Below are 18,135 nucleotides of genomic sequence, written 5' to 3'. Positions count from 1 at the left end.
GGGAGATGGTACGTCCCCGGTCCGCGCGCCCCGGGGTGTGCTCAGCCGCCGGCGGGCTCGGCGGGGATCTCGTACGCGAGCCGGAAGCGCTCGCCGGGGACGACCAGATCCGCGGTCTCCAGCGGGCGTTCCCCGGCGAAGTACGTGCGCTCGATGGCGGCGACGGGCGCGCCGGGCGTCAGATCGAGGGCGTCGGCCTCGGCGCGGGTGGCGGTCCGCGCGGTGACGGTCTCGGTGGAGCGGGTGATCTGGAGGCCGATGTACGACATCCGCGCCACCACGCTGCTGCCCGCCAGAGGACCGGCGCCGGGCAGCGAGACGGGGGTGCCGCCGGTGATGCCGAGCGGTTCCCAGCTCACGCAGAGCATGGCCGGTCTGCCGTCCCGGGTGAGCAGGTACTCGCTGCGGATCACCGGCTCCGCGGCGGGGACGCCGAGGCGCCGGGCGATCCCCTCGGGGGCCTCGCCGGTGGTGGAACGGGGGGTGCCGCGTACGGTACGGCCGTCGTCGGCGGGGGAGCCGGACGGGCTGGGACCGCCGGTGTCGAGCACGGCGCGCTCCCCGGTACCGGCCCCGGGGAGCACCCCCACGGGGCCGGTGCCCGCGCCGGGCGCGTCCCCGCCCCCCGCCGTGACCGCGAGCCTGCCCTGCAGCCGCTCCTGGGTCCACGAGCGGGCCATCGTCCCGGAGGAGGGCCGCTCCCGTACGAACACACCGCGCCCCGCGCGTCCCTTGACCAGGCCCTCCGTGGTCAGCAGCCGTACCGCCGCCGTGGCGACGTTCGAGCCGACGCCGTAGTGGAGCGCGAGAGCGGCGCGAGAGGGGAGCGGATCGCCCGGGGCGAACTCGCCCTCGTCGATCCGGCGCCGTAGATCCTCCGCCACCGTCCGGTACGCGGCGATCGCCATCCCTGTCTCACCTTCTGGACAACGTCTCGACATGTGAGAAGTTTTCCCGGGACCGCCCCTGCCGGAGTCCACCCGAAACGGATCTTCCGGATGGTTCGCCGATGGCCTGATGCATCAGGTGCGGCTGAAAATCCACTTCCCATGGCAGTCTGCCACGCCCCGCTCCGAACCTGATGCATCAGGCGCCTGCCCGCACGCGGCCCCGTACCGGCGCGCGAGGGGTCCGAGCAGCGCTGTTCGGGAAGGGACAGGGCTTTGCGCCGGGCGCCTGGCCGGGGCTAACTTTCACTTCCTGCCCGCAGGAGGCGTCTTATCAGGCGGACAGAACGGTGGACAGAAGGAACGGTGGGCCGAAGAACGACCCACCCGGACGACAGGTGAGGAGGACGGACCATGAGCCGCAACACCGGGCAGCACGCCGGAGCCGGTACCGCGCCCCGCGCCGGAATCAGCGAGCACACCGCCGCCGCCCGTCGCGTCCTGCTCACGCCGTCGCTCCCCGGGACCCTCGGCCCCGCGCTCCGGATCACCGCCGCGGCCCGCGCCGCCGAACTCGCCGGACAGCCCGCCCTCGCCGCCGCCTACCGCGACCTGGCCCCCGGACGCACCGCCGGGGAGGTACGGGACGCCGCGCTGACCGCCGCCGTCCTCGCCTTCACCGACCGCGTCACCCTCGCACCGGACCGGGCCGGGGCCGGCCTCCTGGCCCGACTGGGCGACCGGGGACTCGACGCGCCCGCCGTCGTCGCCCTCGCCCAGATCTGCGCCTTCGTCTCGTACGAGGCGCGCGTCGCCGCGGGGCTCGCGCTGCTGGCCGGTGGCCAGGCCGCGCGGACCGGCTGCCTGCCCGGCGGTCCGCCCGTCACGGAGCCGGAGCCTGAATCTGAGCCGGAGTCCGGCGCGCCCGAGGCCGGGCCCGCCGGGTCCGCCGCGCCCTTCACGCTCGACCAGCTCACCTGGCGGCCGAGGATCCCCGCCGTCGACGCGGACGCGCTCACCGCGGCGCAGCGCGCCGTCATCGACGCGCACACCACGCTCTCCACCGCCTCGCCGTACTACCGCACCCTGCTCCACGACCCGGCCGCGCTCGACCACCGGACGCATGTCTACAACGCGGTCATGTACGGCCGCGGCGGCCTGCCGCGTGCCGAGCGCGAGCTGGCGACGCTGGTGGTCTCCCGGGTCAACGGGTGCGTGTACTGCGCCTCCGTGCACGGCCGTAAGTACGCCCAGCTCTCCCGCGACGAGGCGAGGGCGCTGCGCGTCCTGCGCGACGGGGCCGACGCGTTCACCGCCCCGGCAACAGCAGAGCCGATGGCAACAACAGAGCCGACGCGAGCGACGCAGCCGGCCGGAACGGATGCCGGTACGCGGGACGGCGCCCTCGCCGACGCACGCGGCTCCGCGGTCGCCCGCTTCGCCGAGGCCCAGACCCGTACGCCCCCGGCGGCCGGCGCCCGCCACCTCGCCGCACTGCGCGCCGCCGGGCTCGGCGACGCCGAACTGACCGACCTGGTCCACGCCGTCGCGCTCTTCGGCTGGGCCAACCGGCTGATGCTCGTCCTCGGCGACGCGCACCACCCGGACACCCCGCTTCCCGGCACCCCGTTCCCGGACGCCGGATCCCCGCGCACCGACGCACGGGAGTCCTGTAGTGGGACGTCGGTCCCCGCACCACGGACAGGCGACGCGTAGCCGCCGTCCCCGTGGCCCCCGGCCCGACGTCGTCCCCGCAGCGCCCGTCGCCCCTTCCCCGTACCCCGTACTTCCCGTACTCCCCGTCTCTTCCGATCCGTCCGACCGGAGACCGCCATGCCTTCCCGCCGTACCTTCCGCACCACCCTCACCGCCGCCGCCGCGCTGACCACCACCGCGCTGCTGGCCACGGCCTGCACCTCCAACGCCGCCAACCCGTCCGGTTCCGGGGCGGGCGGCGGCGACGCCGGGGGCAAGCAGACCATCACCTTCATGGGGTTCTACGGCACCTTCCAGGACTCCTTCACCAAGACCGTGATCAAGCCCTTCGAGAAGGCCAACCCCGACATCACGGTCAAGTACGTGCCCATCCAGAACTCCTCCGAGGTGCTGGCCAAGCTGCGCGCGAGCAGCGGCCGGCCCGTCGCCGACGTCGCCCTCATGGACAGCTCCGTGGCCCCGACGGCCAACAAGGAGAAGCTCTTCGCCCCGATCGACGCGTCGAAGGTCACCAACCTCACGCACCTCGTCGACACCGCGAAGAGCCCGGACGGCTACGGCCCCGCCGTCACCTTCGACAGCCTCTCGATCCTCTACAACTCCAAGAACGTCAAGAAGGCGCCGACGAGCTGGAACGACCTCTGGGACGCGCAGTACAAGGGCAAGCTGGCGATGCCCATCGCGGACACCCGCGGCGTCGCCCTGATCATCGCCCTGGAGAAGATCCTCGGCGGCGACTACAAGAAGGACATCGACCCGGCGATCGACAAGCTGAAGAAGCTGTCGCCCGCCGTCCAGACCTGGCAGCCCTCGCCGGACGTCTACACCGCGATCCAGTCCGGTGACGCGGACGTCGCCGTCGGCTGGAACGCCCGAGGCCAGTACTACAAGGACGCCTCCAAGGGTGTCGTCCAGCCCGTCCTCCCCAAGGAGGGCACCGTCACCCAGGTCAACACGATCAACCTGGTGAACAAGTCCCAGCACAGCGCCGCCGCGCAGAAGTTCATCAACTACGCCATCGGTGCCGAGGCCCAGAAGGCGTTCGACGACGAGGCGTTCTACGCGCCCGTCAACAAGGACGTCGAGCTGGCCCCGGCGGCCAGGGAGCGCACCACTGCCTCCGCCGAGCAGCAGAAGAACCAGATACCCGTCGACTGGCGCTGGCTCACCACGCGCTACACCGGCTGGGTCGACCGCATCAAGCAGGAGGTCATCGGTGGCTGACGCGCCGGAGGCGGCCACCGGGCACCTGGTGCTCGACGGGCTCGCCAAGATCTACCCGGGCAAGGACGGCGCCGCCGTGCGGGGCATCGACCTCGCCGTGGAACGCGGACAGATGCTCGCCGTCCTCGGCCCCTCCGGCTGCGGCAAGTCCACCACGCTGCGCATGATCGCGGGGCTGGTCCCGCCCACCGCCGGGCGGGTACGGGTCGACGGCCGGGACATCACCGACGCCCCTGTGCACCGCCGCGACATGGGCGTGGTCTTCCAGTCGTACGCGCTCTTCCCGCACCTGGACGTCGCCCGCAACATCGCCTTCGGCCTGGAGATGCGCAAGATCCCCAAGGCCGAGCTGAAGCGCCGTGTCGACGACGCGCTCACGCTCGTACGGCTCGGACACCTCGCCGGGCGCCGGATCGCCCAGCTCTCCGGCGGCCAGCAGCAGCGCGTGGCCCTGGCCCGCGCGCTGGTCGTCGAGCCGGCCGTGCTGCTGCTCGACGAGCCCCTGTCGAACCTGGACGCGCAACTGCGCTCCGCGATGCGCGACGAGATCTGCCGGATCCAGCGCGAGACCGGTGTCACCACCGTCTTCGTCACGCACGACCAGCAGGAGGCCCTGTCCATGGCCGACCGCGTCGCCGTCATGAACCAGGGCCGGATCGAACAGGTCGGCACCCCGGAGGACATCTACGAGCGGCCGGAGCGCGCCTTCGTCGCCCGGTTCGTCGGCCGCGCCAACCTGCTGGACGGTACGGCACGCGACCGCGCGGGGGACCGCACGCCGGTCGACCTGCCCGGCCTCGGCACCGTCCCCGCGGCGGGCGACGCCGTGGAGTCCGGCCGTCCGGCCACGGTGATGCTGCGGCCGCACCGGATCGCCCTCGCGCCCGCCGCGCCGGGCAGCGGCAGTGGCGGCGGCGCGCGCGGCACGGTGCTCTCCGCCGGATACGCGGGCGAGACCGTCGCGTACCGCGTGCGCGTCGGCACCGACGGGCCCGTTCTGGACGTCGAACGGCCCACCGGGACGCAGGAGCCGTTCGGCCCCGGCGCCGGGGTGGAGCTGTCCTGGGACCCGGCGGCCCCCCGGCTGGTGGCCGAGGGCCGGACGGGCCCGGACGACGCGGACCGACCGGAGGGCCCGTGATGACGGGGGACCCCGACTCCGTACCCGCGAAGACGCACGTACCGACGGAGCCACACGAACCCGCGGAGACACACGAACCCGCGGAGACGCGCGTGCCTGCGGAGACACACGAACCCGCGGAGACGCACGTGCCTGCGGAGACACACGAAGCCGCGAAGACGCACGTACCGACGGGGACGCACATCCCCGCGGAGACGCACGCACCCGCGAAGTCGCCGGTAGGCGCTCCGGCGCCGGCCCCCGCGGCGGCGTCCCCGCGCCGGAGCGGCACCGCCCGGCTCGCCCTCGCGCTGCTGCTGCCCGGTCTGCTGGCGCTCCTGCTGACGTACGCGCTGCCGCTGGTCTGGGTGGTGCGCATGTCGTTCAACGAGTCGATGGACGGCGGTCTCATCCGGCAGACCTTCTCCCTCGCCACCTTCGGCGAGGTGCTGTCCAGCTCGCACTACTGGAACGTCATCGGGCAGACCGTCGAACTCGGTGTCCTCGTCACCGTGTTCACCCTCCTCGTCTCCTACCCGGTGGCCCTCTTCCTCGCCCGTACCACCAGCCGCTGGCGCAGCCTGCTCGTCGCGCTCGCCATCGCTCCGCTGCTGATCTCCTCCGTGGCGCGCACCTTCGGCTGGATGGCGATCCTCGGCAGCCAGGGCGTCATCAACAAGACGCTCACCGGCATCGGAGCGATCGACAGCCCGCTCCATCTCGCCAACAACCTCACCGGTGTGGTCATCGCCTCGACGGAGATCTACATGCCGTTCGCCATCCTCGCGATGATCAGCGGCTTCGGCCGGCTCGACCCCGCGCTGGAGCACGCCGCGGCCTCCCTGGGCGCGCCCCGCCGCACCGTCTTCCGCCGCGTCGTGCTGCCGCTCACCCTGCCCGGGGTGCTCACCGCCGCACTGCTGGTCTTCGTCCTCAGCCTCAGCGGCTACGTCACGCCCCGGCTCATCGGCGGCGGCCGGGTCTTCGTCCTGGCCACCGAGATCTACGACGAGGCCATCACCAGCCTCGACTGGCCCGTGGCGGCCGTCCTTTCGATGCTGCTGCTCGCCGTGTTCGGTGTGGTCATCGCGGTCTACCTGTGGGCCCAGCGCGCCCTCGAAGCCCGCTTCACCGGTCCCAGGGAGGCCCGCTCATGAACGCGCGCCGGCCGTCCCGCGCCGTGTGGGCCGTCGTCCTGACCGTCCTCTACCTCTTCCTCCTCGCGCCCATCCTCATCGTGCTCGTGGAGTCCTTCGACACCTCCACCTATCTGCGCTTCCCTCCCGAGGGTTTCAGCCTCGACGCCTACCGTCAGGTCTTCGCCAACGACGCCTTCCGTGAGGGCTTCAAGGTCAGCGGGATCACCGCCGCGGTGACCGCGCTGCTCGCCGTCGTCACGGGCGTACCGGCGGCCCTCGCGCTGACCCGGCTGCGCTTCCGGGGCCGCACCGCCCTGGAAGCGGTCTTCCTCTCGCCGCTGCTCGTGCCGCACATCGTGCTCGGGCTCGCGCTGCTGCTGATCCTGGCGCCGATCCCGCTCACCGACACCTACTGGGGGCTGATCCTGGCCCACCTCGGGGTGACCATCCCCTACGTCGTACGGACGGTCGCCGCCTCCCTGGTCTCGGCGGACCCGCGCGCCGAGGAGGCCGCGCGGACCCTCGGCGCGAGCGGCCTTGTCACGTTCTGGCGGATCACCCTGCCGACCATCAGGTCCGGTCTCTTCTCCGGTGCGATCATCGCGTTCCTGCTCTCCTTCGACGAGACCGTCATCTCCCTGTTCGTGTCCGGGCAGAACACCGTGCCGCTGCCGGTGGCCGTACTCCAGTACGTCGAGTACCGCAGCGACCCGTCCGTCGCCTCCCTCTCCGTCCTGCTCGTCCTGCTCTCCGTCGTCGTGGTCGTCCTGGTGGAACGCGGACTCGGGCTGCGTCGCACCCTGCGATCCGGCTGAGCGGACCCTGCCCCTCCCACGTACCGACCGAACGCCCCACCCGTCGCACCCGTCGTACCCGTCGCAAGGAGAACACCGTGCCCGCCACCCCGGCGCAGCCCCTCGACCCGACCGCACTGCACCGCGACAGCGTCGTCTTCAACGCGCTCGACTGCACCCCGCTGCTCTGGGCCGACGAGACCTACCTCGGCAAGCTCGCCGTCTCCGGGGTCACGGCGATCAACCACGCGGTCTCCATCTCCCAGGGGTACGACGCCGCCGCGGCGGCCATCGTCGGCTGGCGGCACCGGCTCGCCGAGACCGGCGGCCGGGTCTTCCAGGCGTACGGTCTCGACGACGTCGCCCGTGCCAAGACCGAGGGCAGCGTGGCGTGGTTCGCCGGGTTCGAGGACAGCAAGCCGGTGGGGGAGGACCTGTGGCGGCTGGAAGCCCTCCACCAACTGGGCCTGCGCTTCATGGGGTTGACGTACCAGAACCGGAACTACGCGGGGGACGGCAGCGGTGAGACCGCCAACGGCGGGCTCAGCCGCTTCGGCCGCGCCCTCGTCGAGGAGTCCAACCGGCTGGGCGTGGCCCTCGACCTGTCGCACACCGGCGAGCGCTCCACGCTGGAGACCATCGAGGTCTCCGGGAAGCCGGTCCTCGTCACCCACGCGGGCCTGACCCACTTCGTCGACAGCCCGCGCAACAAGAGCGATGTCGTCGCCCGTGAACTGGCCGCGCGCGGCGGTGTGTTCGGCCTCGCCGCCAAGTCAGGATTCCTCACCCCCGACGGGCTGACCCGCCGCCCCGGCGCCGAGGTCTTCGCCGACAACATCGACTACCTGGTCGAGCTGATCGGCATCGACCACGTCATCGTCGGCACGGACGTGGGCGACGAGCGCAAGTACTCCCGCGAGGGCATGGCGCGGGTGCGCAGGCTCTACCCGGAGATCCCCATCGTCGGCGAGGACCTCGACCTCGACCGGATCCACCCCGAGGGCATGGGCACCCCCGCCGACCTGCCCCGCATCACCGAGCTGCTGGCCGGCCGCGGCTACACCGCCGAGGACATCACCAAGGTCCTCGGCGGTAACATGCACCGTGTGCTGACCGACATCTGGGACACCGCGGCGTGAGCGGCCGCCCGCTCCGTATCGCCGTCGTCGGGGCGGGGCCGCGCGGCACCGCCGTACTGGAGCGCCTCACGGCCAACCTCGGCCCCGCGGGCCCCTGGGCGGGCACCCCGGCCGAGGTGCACGTCGTGGACGCGCACCCGCCGGGCGCCGGGCGGATCTGGCACCCCGGGCAGTCCGGGCACCTGCTCATGAACACACTCTCCGGGCACGCCACCGCGTTCCCCGACGAGACCGTGACGATGGCGGGGCCCGCGACCACCGGGCCCTCCCTCGCGCAGTGGGCGAGCGAGTACGAACCGGGCACCGAAGCCTGGGAGTTCCCCTCCCGCGCGCTGATGGGCCGCTACCTCGCCTGGGCCCACGACCGCATCGTCCTCGCCGCCGCCCCCTCCGTCCGGATCGTCCCGCACCCGCGACGCGCGGTCGCGCTGGACGAGGCCCCCGAAGGGCGGCTGCTGCTCCGGCTCGACGACGGGACGCGCCTGCTCGTCGACGCCGCCGTCCTCGCCACCGGCCACACCGACCAGCTGCCCTCGGACGAGGTACGGACACTGACCGCCACCGCCGGGCGGTACGGACTTCGCCACCTGCCGCCGGGCCATCCGCACGAGGCGCCGCTCGACCTGCTGGAACCGGCCGAGCCGGTCCTCGTACGCGGTCTCGCGCTCAACTTCTTCGACCAGCTCACGTTGGTCACCGCCGGCCGCGGCGGCCGGTTCGAAGCGGCGGGGGACGGCGGCGCGCTGCGCTACCTCCCCTCGGGCCGCGAACCGCGCCTGATCGCGGGCTCGGGCCGGGGCGTGCCGTATCTCGCGCGCGCCGAGACACCGGGCCGGATGGAGCCGGGACACACCCTGGCCTTCTTCGACGAGGCGGCGGTCGCCCGGCTGACCGCCCGCGCCCCGGGCACGGTCGGCTTCCGCACCGAGGTGTGGCCGCTGATCGCCCAGGAGGCGGGCGCGGCGTGGTACCGCACCCTGCTCGGCCTCCGGCCCTCGGCGGTCCTGATGGAGGCCGGAACGTTCCTGGAGCGGTACGCGGCGGCCGGCCACGGCTCCGACGCCCAGGCGGAACTGCTCGCCGACGGGGTGCCCGACCCCGCCGACCGCTTCGACGCGCTCGGCCTCGACACCCCGCTGGCCGGCCGGACCTTCCCCGACCGCGCCGCGTTCGGGAGCTGGGCGCGCGAGTGGATGCGTACGGACCTGGCGGCGGCGCGCGCGCCGGGGCGGAGCCCGGTCAAGGCCGCGGCGGCGGCGATCGCCGCGGTGAAGGGGCAGGTCCGGCGGGTGGTCGCCGCGGGCGTGCTCACCGGCGCCTCACACCCCGAACTGGCGTGGTTCCGGTCGTACGGCGCCCATGTCGCCAGTGGCCCGCCCGCCCGCAGGATCGCCGAGCTGATCGCGCTGAGCGAGGCGGGCGTCGTCGAGTTCCTGGGCGCGCGCCCCACCGTCACCGTCGACGGCGAGGCGGGCCGCTTCACCGCGCTCTCCCCGACCACCGGCGGCCCGCCCGCCACGGCCCGCGCCCTGCTGGACGCCTGGCTGCCCGGCCAGGACCTGGCCCGTACCGCCGACCCGCTGCTGGCCGGGCTCGTCACGTCCGGACTGGCCCGCCCGCACCGGGCGGGCGTGGGGGACGACGCGACCGCGACCGGCGCGCTCGACATCGTCCCCGCGGAGCTGAGGGTGCGCGACGCCTCGGGACGGCCGCATCCGCACCTCTTCGCGTTCGGCATCCCCGTCGAGGGCGTGGAGTGGAACACCGCGATCGGCGCGCGGGCCCGCGGCAACGCCGCGATGTTCCGGCAGGCCGACACGATCGCCCGCTCCGCGCTCGGAGCGGCGGCCGGCCGGCCGTGAGGGAGCCTCCTCAGCCGAGGAGCGCGGCGATCACCACCAGGACCGGTACCGACAGCAGCGTGGAGAGCAGGATCGACTCCCGCGCAAGCCGTTCGGCGACCCGGTAGCGCGAGGCGTACGTGTAGAGATTCTGCGCGGCGGGCAGCGCCGAGGTCACCACGACGTCGAGCAGCGCCGCGCCGTGCAGCCCGAACACCAGGGAACCCAGCGCCCACGCGGCGGCGGGCTGGCCGACCGACTTCAGCGCGGCGGAGAGCAGCACGGGGTGGCGGTCGGAGCCACGCCCCGGCAGCGTCGAGCCGCACAGCGAGATCCCGAAGGCCAGCAGGACGGCCGGGACCGACATGTTGCCGATCAGGAGCAGCGGATCGAGCACCGGACCCGGCACCGTCCACCCCAGGGCCGCGACGGCGACCCCGCAGAGCGAGCTCGCGCCGATCGGATTGCGCAGCGGTGTGGTCACGCGCTGCCAGAGCGGCAGCTTCTCGCCCGGCTGCGAGAGGTCGAGCACCGTCAGGGCGATCGGTGTCATCACGAGCTGCTGGAAGAGCAGGACGGGCGCCACGAGCGAGGCGTCCCCGAGGACGTACACGGCGATGGGGATGCCGAGATTCCCCGCGTTGACATAGCTGGAGCAGAGCGCGCCGATCGTGGTGCGCCCGAGGTCCCAGCGGCGGATCAGGGCGACGGCCACGAAGGCCCCGGCCGCGACGGCCGTACTGATCGCCGTGATCAGCAGCCGGCTGGAGAGGACGACCGAGAGATCGGCCCGCGCGAGGGTGGTGAACAGCAGCGCGGGCGTGGCCACGTGGAAGGCCAGCTTGGTGAGCACCTCACGGCCGTTGTCGCCGAGATACCTGCGCCGTCCGATCACGTAGCCGACCCCGATGACGACGGCGATGACGGCGAAGCCGGTCAGTACTCCTTGCACGGCATGTCCCCGTCACAGATCAGCGCGGACGACGGCGGCGGAGCACATAGGTGGGTCATGCAGCCAACCCTCCCGAGGAACATCACTCCAGGTCAACGTGGGCTGGCTCACCCCGCCGTGCGGACCCGTCGGGGCCGGCGGGAACGGCGGGCGATCTCAGCCGGGACCGGTGTCGCTGGACGGCGCGCTCTCCGCGCGCCCGTCCCCCTCCGCCCCGTTCACCTGGTCCAGGGTGCCCGTGACGTGGAGCACCCGCTCCAGCGCGGGACGGCGCTCCGTCAGCACGACACGCACACCGTCGGACTCGGCGAGACGCCGGATCATCAGCAGCGCGGAGAGGCCCATGGAGTCGCACATCGTGAGCCCGCCGCAGTGCAGCTCCAGCCGTGCCATGCCCCGGTGGGTACGGAGCAACTGCCGTACGGTGTCGATCACTTCGTACGACGTCTCGTAGTCCATCTCGCCGTCGAGCCGCACCACGACGGTGTCGGAGGCCGGTGTGGTGACGACGACGGCCAGTGGTTCCGGCGGTGTGACGGTCATCGGGGCCGCCCTGAGGAGAGCCCGGAGGAAAACTCTGAGGAACACCCAGAGGAAAGCCCTGGGGAAAGCCCTGGGGAAAGCCCTGGGGAAGGGACCGGCGGCCGGGCGGTGTGCTCCTGGCTCACGCCGTCCGTGGCGGTCGCGGGAGCGGAGCGCGTACGGGTCATGGGGTGAACCTGCCCGGTCCGCGCCCTCCCGCCGCGCTGAGGCGGTCGCGGCGCGGCACCGTGACGGCGACGAGCGCCATGTCGTCGTGGCTGCCCGGTCCCACCCACTCGGTCGCGCGCGTCTGGACGCGCTCGACGACCGCCTCCGCCGACAGGCCGGCGCACTCGCCGAGGACCGACATCAGCCGCTCCTCGCCGAACATGCCGTCACCGGACGGCCCGCCCCTGGCCTCCGTGATCCCGTCGGAGTACAGGAGACAGGTCTCGCCCGGCCGCAGGACCGTACGGAACGTCCGCGCGGACACCTCGGGCAGCGCCCCGATGAGGGTGCCGCTGGTCCGCGCCACCTCCACGGTGCCGTCCGACCGTACGATCAGCGGCGCGGGATGGCCGCCGCTGGTCAGCCGCAGTTCCACCCCGTGCGTCCGGCGCGTCACCGAGGCGAGCACCAGCGTCGCGAACCGGGTGTGGTGCGAGGTGAGCAGGGCCCCGTTGAGGAGCTTCAGCAGCCGCTCGTGATCGGGCTCGACCAGCCGCAGGGCCTGGAGGGTGTTGCGGATCTTGCCGGTCAGTACGGCGGCTTCCAGCCCCTTGCCGCAGACGTCGCCCAGCACGGCCTGGGTCTCGCCGCCCTGCCGCTCGGCCGGGTAGAAGTCGTAGAAGTCGCCGCCCACGCGCTGGCCGTCGCGCGAGGGACGGCAGCCCCCGGCGAACTCCACCCCGTCGTAGTGGCGCGGTCGGGGCGGCAGCAGATCACGCATCAGCAGATCCGCGACGGAGGACTGTTCGGCGAAGAGCAGCGCGCCCGAGATGGCCGCGCCCGCGCGGGCGGCGAAGATACGGGCGAAGGTCTCCTCGCCCTCCGTGAACGGGGACCGGCCGGGCCGGCGCAGCAGGATCAGCGCGCCCGAGGGGACCCCGTTGCCGGGCAGCGGCGTCACCACGACCGAGCCGATCTCACCGAACCCCTCGGGCGCCGGCCACGCGGGGGCGGTCCCCGGGGCGAGCCGGCGCGAGGGCGCCGGCGGGAAGCCCTGAAGCGCCTCCGCCAGTCCTGGCACGTCCGCCGGGTCGGCCCTGAGCGTCGTGTGCGTGACGGAGCCGTCCCGCACGGCGTGGGTGAGCGGCAGCCGGCGGCCCGTACGCGGTCCGACGACGACCGCCGCGTCGGCGAGATGGGCGGCGGCGAGCAGCGCCGTTGTGTCCACGCACTGACGGGCGTTGAGGGAGGACAGCAGTTGGTCGGACGCCTCGACGAGGAACGCGGTGCGCTCCCGCTCCGTGTCGAGGGCCTGCTGCGTGGCCCGGTGGTCCGTCTCGTCGCTGAGCCACCACGTCGTCAGGCCACCGGTGCCCGTCTCGGCGCCGCGCGCCCGGTACGAGCGCGCGCCCACGGCTCCGTACGCGGTGTGTTCGCGCCCCGCGTGCGCCTCGGCGAGCCAGTGCGGGCCGCGGCGCGAGAGATCGCAACCCGCCGTGAGACCGGGCAGAAGGGCGGTGGCCGCCGCGTTGGCCAGCCGGACCACACCGGCTCTGTCGGCCACGATCACCGGGTGCGGGGAGGACTCCAGGGCCACATCGCCCACGGCCGGGACGGTCGGGGAAGAGGTCTTCGGTGCATGCCTCACATAGTGGGACGCCGTGCCTCGGCACGAATCCCCTTCACCCTCTCACTACTTCGAGTGCGTCGTTGTCATGGGGGAAAACAATCCCCTCCCGCCGCGCGGCGCGCAATCCCGCGTCCGGCCGGGGCCCGGGGCGGCCGTCACCCAGGGGCCATCAGCATGTCATGGGCGGCCACGGGGAGGCCGGGAGCGGCCCGGACCCGGGGCCTCGCGCCCCGTTCAGTGCCGTATCAGCGCCCTGATCAGCTTGCCGCCGTCCCCGAGGAGTGTGACCGTCACCTCGGCCAGCCGCTGCACCAACGGCCAGCCGTAGCCGCCCGGCAGCCACTCCTCGCGCCGCTGCTCGAACGCGGGAAGCCGCGAACTCGCGTCCTGCACCGCGATCTCGACCACCCCGGTCCCCGCCGAGATCCGGAAGCCCGTCACACCGCCCGCGTGCCGTATGGCGTTGGTCACCAGCTCCGACACCACCAGGAGCACATCGATCACCGCCTGCTCCGGTACGCCCGGCGCGTGCCCGTCCAGGAAGGAGCGCGCCAGCGCGCGGGCCTCGGCCGTACCCGCCGGGCGCGCGTCCAGCCACGACCGCGCCCCCGACACCGCGTTGTCCGCCCCGTCGTCCACCGTTGTCATCCCCGCACCCCCCGTACGCGGCTCTGGCTTCCCTGCCGGTGAGTCCTGCCCGGCGTCGGCCCCGTGACACACCACACACGGCCCCGCGCCCGGCGCAGAGCATCGCATGTTTCCTCCGCGCGTGGACGGGTGTGCGGTAAACCAGTGTGCGGGAACACCCCGTCCCACCCCACCGGTTTGCCGTAACTTCTCCAGGGGGAGCGTTCCCCCGCCACGTGCGGAACGACACTCCGGATGTCGATATGCTTCCCGCCGGGGTGACGCCGGGTGACCGGCGGCACCGGGTGAGAGGGGTGGAAAGTGGTCGAGTTGCCTGTGGGCCTCTCGTCGCGTTCGGTGCCGGGCGGTCGTACCTCCACAGCCCTGTCCCCGCCCGCCCCGCGCGAGGGCACGCCCGTACGGGACACCGCCCACGCCGTCGTACGCGACTCCCGGTGGGCCACCGACGCGGTCATGCTGCTCGTCGAGGACGACGCGGGTGACGCGCTGCTCGTCGAGGAGATGCTCGCCGACAGCGACCTCGACTGGTCGCTCACGTGGTGCCAGACGCTCGCCGAGGGCCAGCGGTTCCTCGCCGACCGCACCGCCCCCGTCTGCGTCCTGCTCGACCTCCACCTCCCGGACGTCCACGGCCTCGACGCGGTCACCCGTATCCTGCGCACCGCTCCGGACGCCGCCATCGTCGTCCTCACGGGCATGGCCGAGGGGGAGACCGGGCTCTCGGCCGTGGCGACCGGCGCGCAGGACTACCTCGTCAAGGGCCGCATCGACCCGGAGGCGCTCAGCCGCGCCGTCCGCTACGCCCTCCAGCGCAAGCAGGTCGAACAGGCCTCCGCCGCCCTGCGCGCCAACGAACGGATGGCGCAGGAGAACGCCCGGCTGGAACGCGGCCTGCTGCCCGTACCCCTGCTGCGCGGCGACGACTTCGAGGCGAAGGCCCGGTACGAACCGGGACGCGTCCACGGCCTGCTCAGCGGCGACTTCTACGACGTCGTCCAGACCGAGGACGGCACCGTCCACGCGGTGATAGGCGACGTCTCCGGCCACGGCGCCGCCGAGGCCGCCCTCGGGGTCTGCCTGCGCGTCGCCTGGCGCACCGCCGTCCTGTGCGGGACACCGCCGCTGGACCGGGTACGGCTCCTGGAGGAGATCCTCGTCGCCGAACGGTCCGACCAGCACCTCTTCGCCACCGTCACCTCACTGGTCTTCCCGCCCGGCGGCCGCGAGTTCCGCGTCGTACGCGCCGGCCACCCCGGTCTGCTCGTACGCCACGGCGCCACGGTCCGCTGGGAGGAACCGCAGGTCGGCATGGCCCTCGGGCTGCTGCCCGGCGCGGGCCGCTGGGCCGAGACCACCATCCCGCTACCGCCCGGAGGCCATGTGGTGCTCTTCACCGACGGCCTCTTCGAAGGCCGTACGGGGCCGACGACCCGGCTCGGCGAGGACGGCCTCCTGCGCCTCGCGCGGCTCCACGGCGAACTGCCCGCGCGGGCCTTCGTGGACGCGCTGGTCGACGGCGCGACCGAAGGGGCCGCCCCGCACGGCGGACTCGCGGACGACGTCGCCGTACTCCACCTCGGCTGGGGCGACACCCGGTGACGCGGCCTCCCGAACCACGCCCTCCGGAGACGCGCACTCCCTCGGTGTGGCGCGCCGCGCGCGCCCGGCTCTCCGTCCAGGGATGGGTGCGCCTCATCCTGGCCGCTCTGATCCTGGTCGTCTGCGGTTGCACGGTCCTGGCCGGAGTGCTGCTCTCCCGGACGAACGACCGCACCAACGAACTCGTCGACCGGATCCAGCCCGCCAGGACCAACGCCTTCCAGCTCCAGCGGGCCCTGCTCGACCAGGAGACCGGGGTACGCGGCTTCGCGCTCACCGCCGACCCGTCGTTCCTCGCACCGTACGACCAGGGCCGGGCCGACGAGGAGCGGTTCACCACGCGGATGCGCGTCATCGTCGGGTCCGACCGGCGGGCCACCGCCGACCTCGACCGGCTCACCCGCGCCGCCGGACAGTGGCGGCGCGACGAGGCGGAGCCCCTGATCGCGTCCGTACGGACCCGGGGCACCGTCACGGCGTCCGGGGAGCGGCTCACCGGGAACAAGGCCGCCTTCGACGAACTGCGCCGGCTCTTCGACGTCCAGCAGCGCCATCTCGACACGGCCAGGGACCACGCGCGCGCCGACCTGAGCGACGCCCGCGAGCTGCGCGACACGGTCTTCCTCGTGATCCTCGGCCTCTTCGTCGTGGCGGTGGTGGGCCTCTCCGTCCTCCTGCACCGGATGGTCGGCCGGCCGCTGAACGCGCTGCGGGCCGCGACCGACGGCGTACGCGACGGGGCGTTCGACCGGCGCATCGAGGTACGGGGCCCCTCCGACCTGCGGGCCGTCGGCGCCGCGGTGGAGGACATGCGCCGCCGGCTGGTCGACGAGATCGCGGCCACCAGGCTCCGTGAGGGTCTGCTCGCGGAACAGACCGAGGAGCTGCGCCGCTCGAACTCGGAGCTGGAGCAGTTCGCGTACGTGGCCTCCCACGACCTCCAGGAGCCGCTGCGCAAGGTCGCCTCGTTCTGCCAATTGCTGGAGAAACGATACGGCGACCAGCTCGACGGCCGGGGCAAGCAGTACATCGACTTCGCCGTCGACGGCGCCAAACGCATGCAGGTCCTGATCAACGATCTGCTCACCTTCTCCCGGGTGGGCCGGGTGAACGACACGTGGCAGGCCGTCGAACTGGACCAGGTCATGGACCGCGCCCTCGGCAACCTCGCGCTCGCCATCGAGGAGTCGGAGGCCACGGTCGTACGGGAGGACCCGCTGCCCCGGGTGACCGGCGACCCGACCACCCTGGCCATGCTCCTCCAGAACCTCGTCGGGAACGCGGTCAAGTTCCGCCGCCCCGACGTCCCCGGACTGATCACCGTCGGATGCGTCGCCGAGGGCGAGGAGTGGCATCTCACCGTGACCGACAACGGCATCGGGGTCGCGCCCGAGTTCGCCGAGAAGGTCTTCGTCATCTTCCAGCGGCTGCACGCCAGGAACGAGTACGACGGCACCGGCATCGGGCTGGCGCTCTGCCGTAAGATCGTCGAGTTCCACGGCGGCCGGATCTGGCTGGAGTCCGTGCCCGAGGGCGGCACCCGTATCCACTTCACGATGCCCGCCGTCCGGGACGAGCCCGAGCCGTCCGCGGGATCCTCCGCTTCCGCCGAGTCGACCGAGCCGCTGGGGCCTTCCGGCGAGGCGCGGCCACCGCACACCTCCCATGGAGCCGCCCTGTGAACTCGCAATCCCCGTGCGTCGAGCCGATCGAGGTCCTGCTCGTCGAGGACGACGCCGGCGACGAGCTGATGACCCGCGAGGCGTTCGAGGACAACAAGATCCGCAACACCCTGCACGTGGTGCGCGACGGGGAGGAGGCCCTGGACTTCCTCTACCGGCGGGGGGCCCACACGGACGCGCCCCGGCCGGATCTCATCCTGCTCGACCTCAATCTGCCGAAGTACGACGGCCGCCAGGTCCTGGAGAAGATCAAGACCGACCCCGAGCTGGCCCACATCCCCGTGGTCATCCTCACCACCTCGTCGGCGGAGGAGGACATCCTGCGCAGCTACAAACTGCACGCGAACGCCTACGTGACGAAACCGGTCGACCTCGACCAGTTCATCGCGGCCGTCCGGCAGATCGACGAGTTCTTCGTCACCGTGGTCCGGCTGCCCGGGCGGCTTCCCAGGCACAGGTGACGCCTTTCACGAAACCGCCTGGCATACCGGCGGCGTGTGCGGGCATAAGGGGAACCGAGAAGGGGGTGCCCGAGCGCCTCACAGGTGCGCGGGCAGGAGCTATGACCGAACAGACCATCATCGGAACGGCCCTCACGGCCATGACCGATTCCGTACAGCCACTGCGGCGGGCCGGGCAGTTCAGCGGTGAGCCCGGGTGCATCGCCGAGGCCCGGCTGCTGGCCGAACGGTTTCTTCAGCAGTTGGAGGCCGAGTGGTTCGCCGCCCTCGGTGACCGCGTGACCGGCGATCTGCTGCTCGTCGTCAGCGAACTGGTCACCAACGCCGAGCGGCACAGCCACGGACCGTACCTGCTGGAGCTGGAGGGCACGGACCAGCAGGTCCTCGTGACCGTGTACGACAGCAGCTCGACCCTGCCACGCCGCTACCCGCGCGACCCCGCCCGGCTCGGCGGGCACGGTATGGAGATCGTCCACGCCCTCGCCGACCGGCTCACGGCGGAACGCGTCCCGGTGGGCAAGCGGGTCCAGGCCGTCTTCGACCTGACGTCCCGCCGGGTCCCGGCCTGACGCGCCCGGCCGTACGGTACGGTCCTTCGCCGTCACCCTCCCGG

At 72.9% G+C, this 18,135-nt stretch carries 16 protein-coding genes; 11 read left to right on the top strand and 5 right to left on the bottom strand.

Features of this window, described 5'->3' with window-relative positions; all coding sequences use genetic code 11:
- Positions 1-41: 41 nt before the first annotated feature.
- Positions 42-908 (bottom strand): GntR family transcriptional regulator, encoded by an 867-nt coding sequence (locus tag ACFXPL_RS09085; protein ID WP_384914906.1) that lies wholly within the window; start codon positions 906-908, stop codon positions 42-44.
- A gap of 393 nt (positions 909-1,301) precedes the next feature.
- Here ACFXPL_RS09085 and ACFXPL_RS09080 point away from each other — a divergent pair, with 393 nt between their 5' ends.
- From ACFXPL_RS09080 to ACFXPL_RS09050, 7 genes are all read left to right on the top strand, one after another.
- Positions 1,302-2,603: a peroxidase-related enzyme gene (locus ACFXPL_RS09080; protein WP_384914903.1), complete on the top strand. Its 1,302-nt coding sequence runs from the start codon at positions 1,302-1,304 to the stop codon at positions 2,601-2,603.
- A 117-nt stretch (positions 2,604-2,720) separates the two neighbouring features.
- Positions 2,721-3,827 (top strand): ABC transporter substrate-binding protein, encoded by a 1,107-nt coding sequence (locus ACFXPL_RS09075; RefSeq protein WP_384914900.1) that lies wholly within the window; start codon positions 2,721-2,723, stop codon positions 3,825-3,827.
- Positions 3,820-4,968 (top strand): ABC transporter ATP-binding protein, encoded by a 1,149-nt coding sequence (locus ACFXPL_RS09070; RefSeq protein ID WP_384914897.1) that lies wholly within the window; start codon positions 3,820-3,822, stop codon positions 4,966-4,968. Before ACFXPL_RS09075 ends, ACFXPL_RS09070 begins: the two co-directional genes overlap by 8 nt.
- A 128-nt stretch (positions 4,969-5,096) precedes the next feature.
- Complete coding sequence (locus ACFXPL_RS09065) at positions 5,097-6,104, top strand: ABC transporter permease (protein WP_384914894.1); 1,008 nt, start codon at positions 5,097-5,099, stop codon at positions 6,102-6,104.
- Complete coding sequence (locus ACFXPL_RS09060; protein ID WP_384914891.1) at positions 6,101-6,901, top strand: ABC transporter permease; 801 nt, start codon at positions 6,101-6,103, stop codon at positions 6,899-6,901. The genes ACFXPL_RS09065 and ACFXPL_RS09060 overlap by 4 nt, the downstream gene beginning before the upstream one ends.
- 77 nt (positions 6,902-6,978) lie before the next feature.
- Positions 6,979-8,019: a dipeptidase gene (locus ACFXPL_RS09055; RefSeq protein WP_384914888.1), complete on the top strand. Its 1,041-nt coding sequence runs from the start codon at positions 6,979-6,981 to the stop codon at positions 8,017-8,019.
- Positions 8,016-9,881, top strand: coding sequence for an FAD/NAD(P)-binding protein (locus tag ACFXPL_RS09050; protein ID WP_384914885.1), 1,866 nt, complete (start codon positions 8,016-8,018; stop codon positions 9,879-9,881). Before ACFXPL_RS09055 ends, ACFXPL_RS09050 begins: the two co-directional genes overlap by 4 nt.
- Positions 9,882-9,891: 10 nt before the next feature.
- Here ACFXPL_RS09050 and ACFXPL_RS09045 read toward each other — a convergent pair whose 3' ends face one another.
- The 4 genes from ACFXPL_RS09045 to ACFXPL_RS09030 form a co-directional block, all read right to left on the bottom strand.
- Positions 9,892-10,812 carry an AEC family transporter gene (locus tag ACFXPL_RS09045; protein WP_384914882.1) on the bottom strand — a complete coding sequence of 307 codons (921 nt, stop codon included), beginning with the start codon at positions 10,810-10,812 and terminating at the stop codon, positions 9,892-9,894.
- 156 nt (positions 10,813-10,968) lie between these two features.
- Positions 10,969-11,355 carry an STAS domain-containing protein gene (locus tag ACFXPL_RS09040; protein ID WP_384914879.1) on the bottom strand — a complete coding sequence of 129 codons (387 nt, stop codon included), beginning with the start codon at positions 11,353-11,355 and terminating at the stop codon, positions 10,969-10,971.
- 163 nt (positions 11,356-11,518) lie between these two features.
- The gene (locus tag ACFXPL_RS09035; protein WP_384914876.1) at positions 11,519-13,108 is read right to left on the bottom strand and encodes a PP2C family protein-serine/threonine phosphatase; all 1,590 of its coding nucleotides are present in this window, start codon (positions 13,106-13,108) and stop codon (positions 11,519-11,521) included.
- Positions 13,109-13,366: 258 nt separating this feature from the next.
- Positions 13,367-13,780, bottom strand: a complete 414-nt coding sequence (locus tag ACFXPL_RS09030) for an ATP-binding protein (RefSeq protein ID WP_384914874.1) — start codon at positions 13,778-13,780, stop codon at positions 13,367-13,369.
- Between the two features lie 453 nt (positions 13,781-14,233).
- Here ACFXPL_RS09030 and ACFXPL_RS09025 point away from each other — a divergent pair, with 453 nt between their 5' ends.
- The 4 genes from ACFXPL_RS09025 (at position 14,234) to ACFXPL_RS09010 (ending at position 18,091) form a co-directional block, all read left to right on the top strand.
- Entirely contained in the window at positions 14,234-15,379 is a 1,146-nt protein-coding gene (locus tag ACFXPL_RS09025; RefSeq protein WP_384915022.1) for a PP2C family protein-serine/threonine phosphatase, read from the top strand.
- 44 nt (positions 15,380-15,423) lie between these two features.
- Positions 15,424-17,061 (top strand): CHASE3 domain-containing protein, encoded by a 1,638-nt coding sequence (locus ACFXPL_RS09020; protein ID WP_384914871.1) that lies wholly within the window; start codon positions 15,424-15,426, stop codon positions 17,059-17,061.
- Positions 17,058-17,522, top strand: a complete 465-nt coding sequence (locus ACFXPL_RS09015) for a response regulator (RefSeq protein ID WP_384914868.1) — start codon at positions 17,058-17,060, stop codon at positions 17,520-17,522. Before ACFXPL_RS09020 ends, ACFXPL_RS09015 begins: the two co-directional genes overlap by 4 nt.
- 101 nt (positions 17,523-17,623) lie before the next feature.
- Complete coding sequence (locus ACFXPL_RS09010) at positions 17,624-18,091, top strand: ATP-binding protein (RefSeq protein ID WP_384914865.1); 468 nt, start codon at positions 17,624-17,626, stop codon at positions 18,089-18,091.
- The last annotated feature ends 44 nt before the right edge of the window (positions 18,092-18,135 follow it).

Origin of the sequence: Streptomyces sp. NPDC059092, from assembly GCF_042756365.1 — a bacterium.
Classification (GTDB): Bacteria; Actinomycetota; Actinomycetes; order Streptomycetales; family Streptomycetaceae; genus Streptomyces.
The sequence above is the reverse complement of the archived record's forward strand: the minus strand, read 5'-3'. Positions and strand labels throughout refer to the sequence as shown.

What these genes read in the sequence shown, in the direction of transcription:
- ACFXPL_RS09085 (WP_384914906.1), bottom strand. Translation starts at nt 908, where the DNA reads ATGGCGATCGCCGCGTACCGGACGGTGGCGGAGGATCTACGGCGCCGG.
- ACFXPL_RS09080 (WP_384914903.1), top strand. Translation starts at nt 1,302, where the DNA reads ATGAGCCGCAACACCGGGCAGCACGCCGGAGCCGGTACCGCGCCCCGC.
- ACFXPL_RS09075 (WP_384914900.1), top strand. Translation starts at nt 2,721, where the DNA reads ATGCCTTCCCGCCGTACCTTCCGCACCACCCTCACCGCCGCCGCCGCG.
- ACFXPL_RS09060 (WP_384914891.1), top strand. Translation starts at nt 6,101, where the DNA reads ATGAACGCGCGCCGGCCGTCCCGCGCCGTGTGGGCCGTCGTCCTGACC.
- ACFXPL_RS09040 (WP_384914879.1), bottom strand. Translation starts at nt 11,355, where the DNA reads ATGACCGTCACACCGCCGGAACCACTGGCCGTCGTCGTCACCACACCG.
- ACFXPL_RS09030 (WP_384914874.1), bottom strand. Translation starts at nt 13,780, where the DNA reads ATGACAACGGTGGACGACGGGGCGGACAACGCGGTGTCGGGGGCGCGG.
- ACFXPL_RS09025 (WP_384915022.1), top strand. Translation starts at nt 14,234, where the DNA reads ATGCTGCTCGTCGAGGACGACGCGGGTGACGCGCTGCTCGTCGAGGAG.
- ACFXPL_RS09010 (WP_384914865.1), top strand. Translation starts at nt 17,624, where the DNA reads ATGACCGAACAGACCATCATCGGAACGGCCCTCACGGCCATGACCGAT.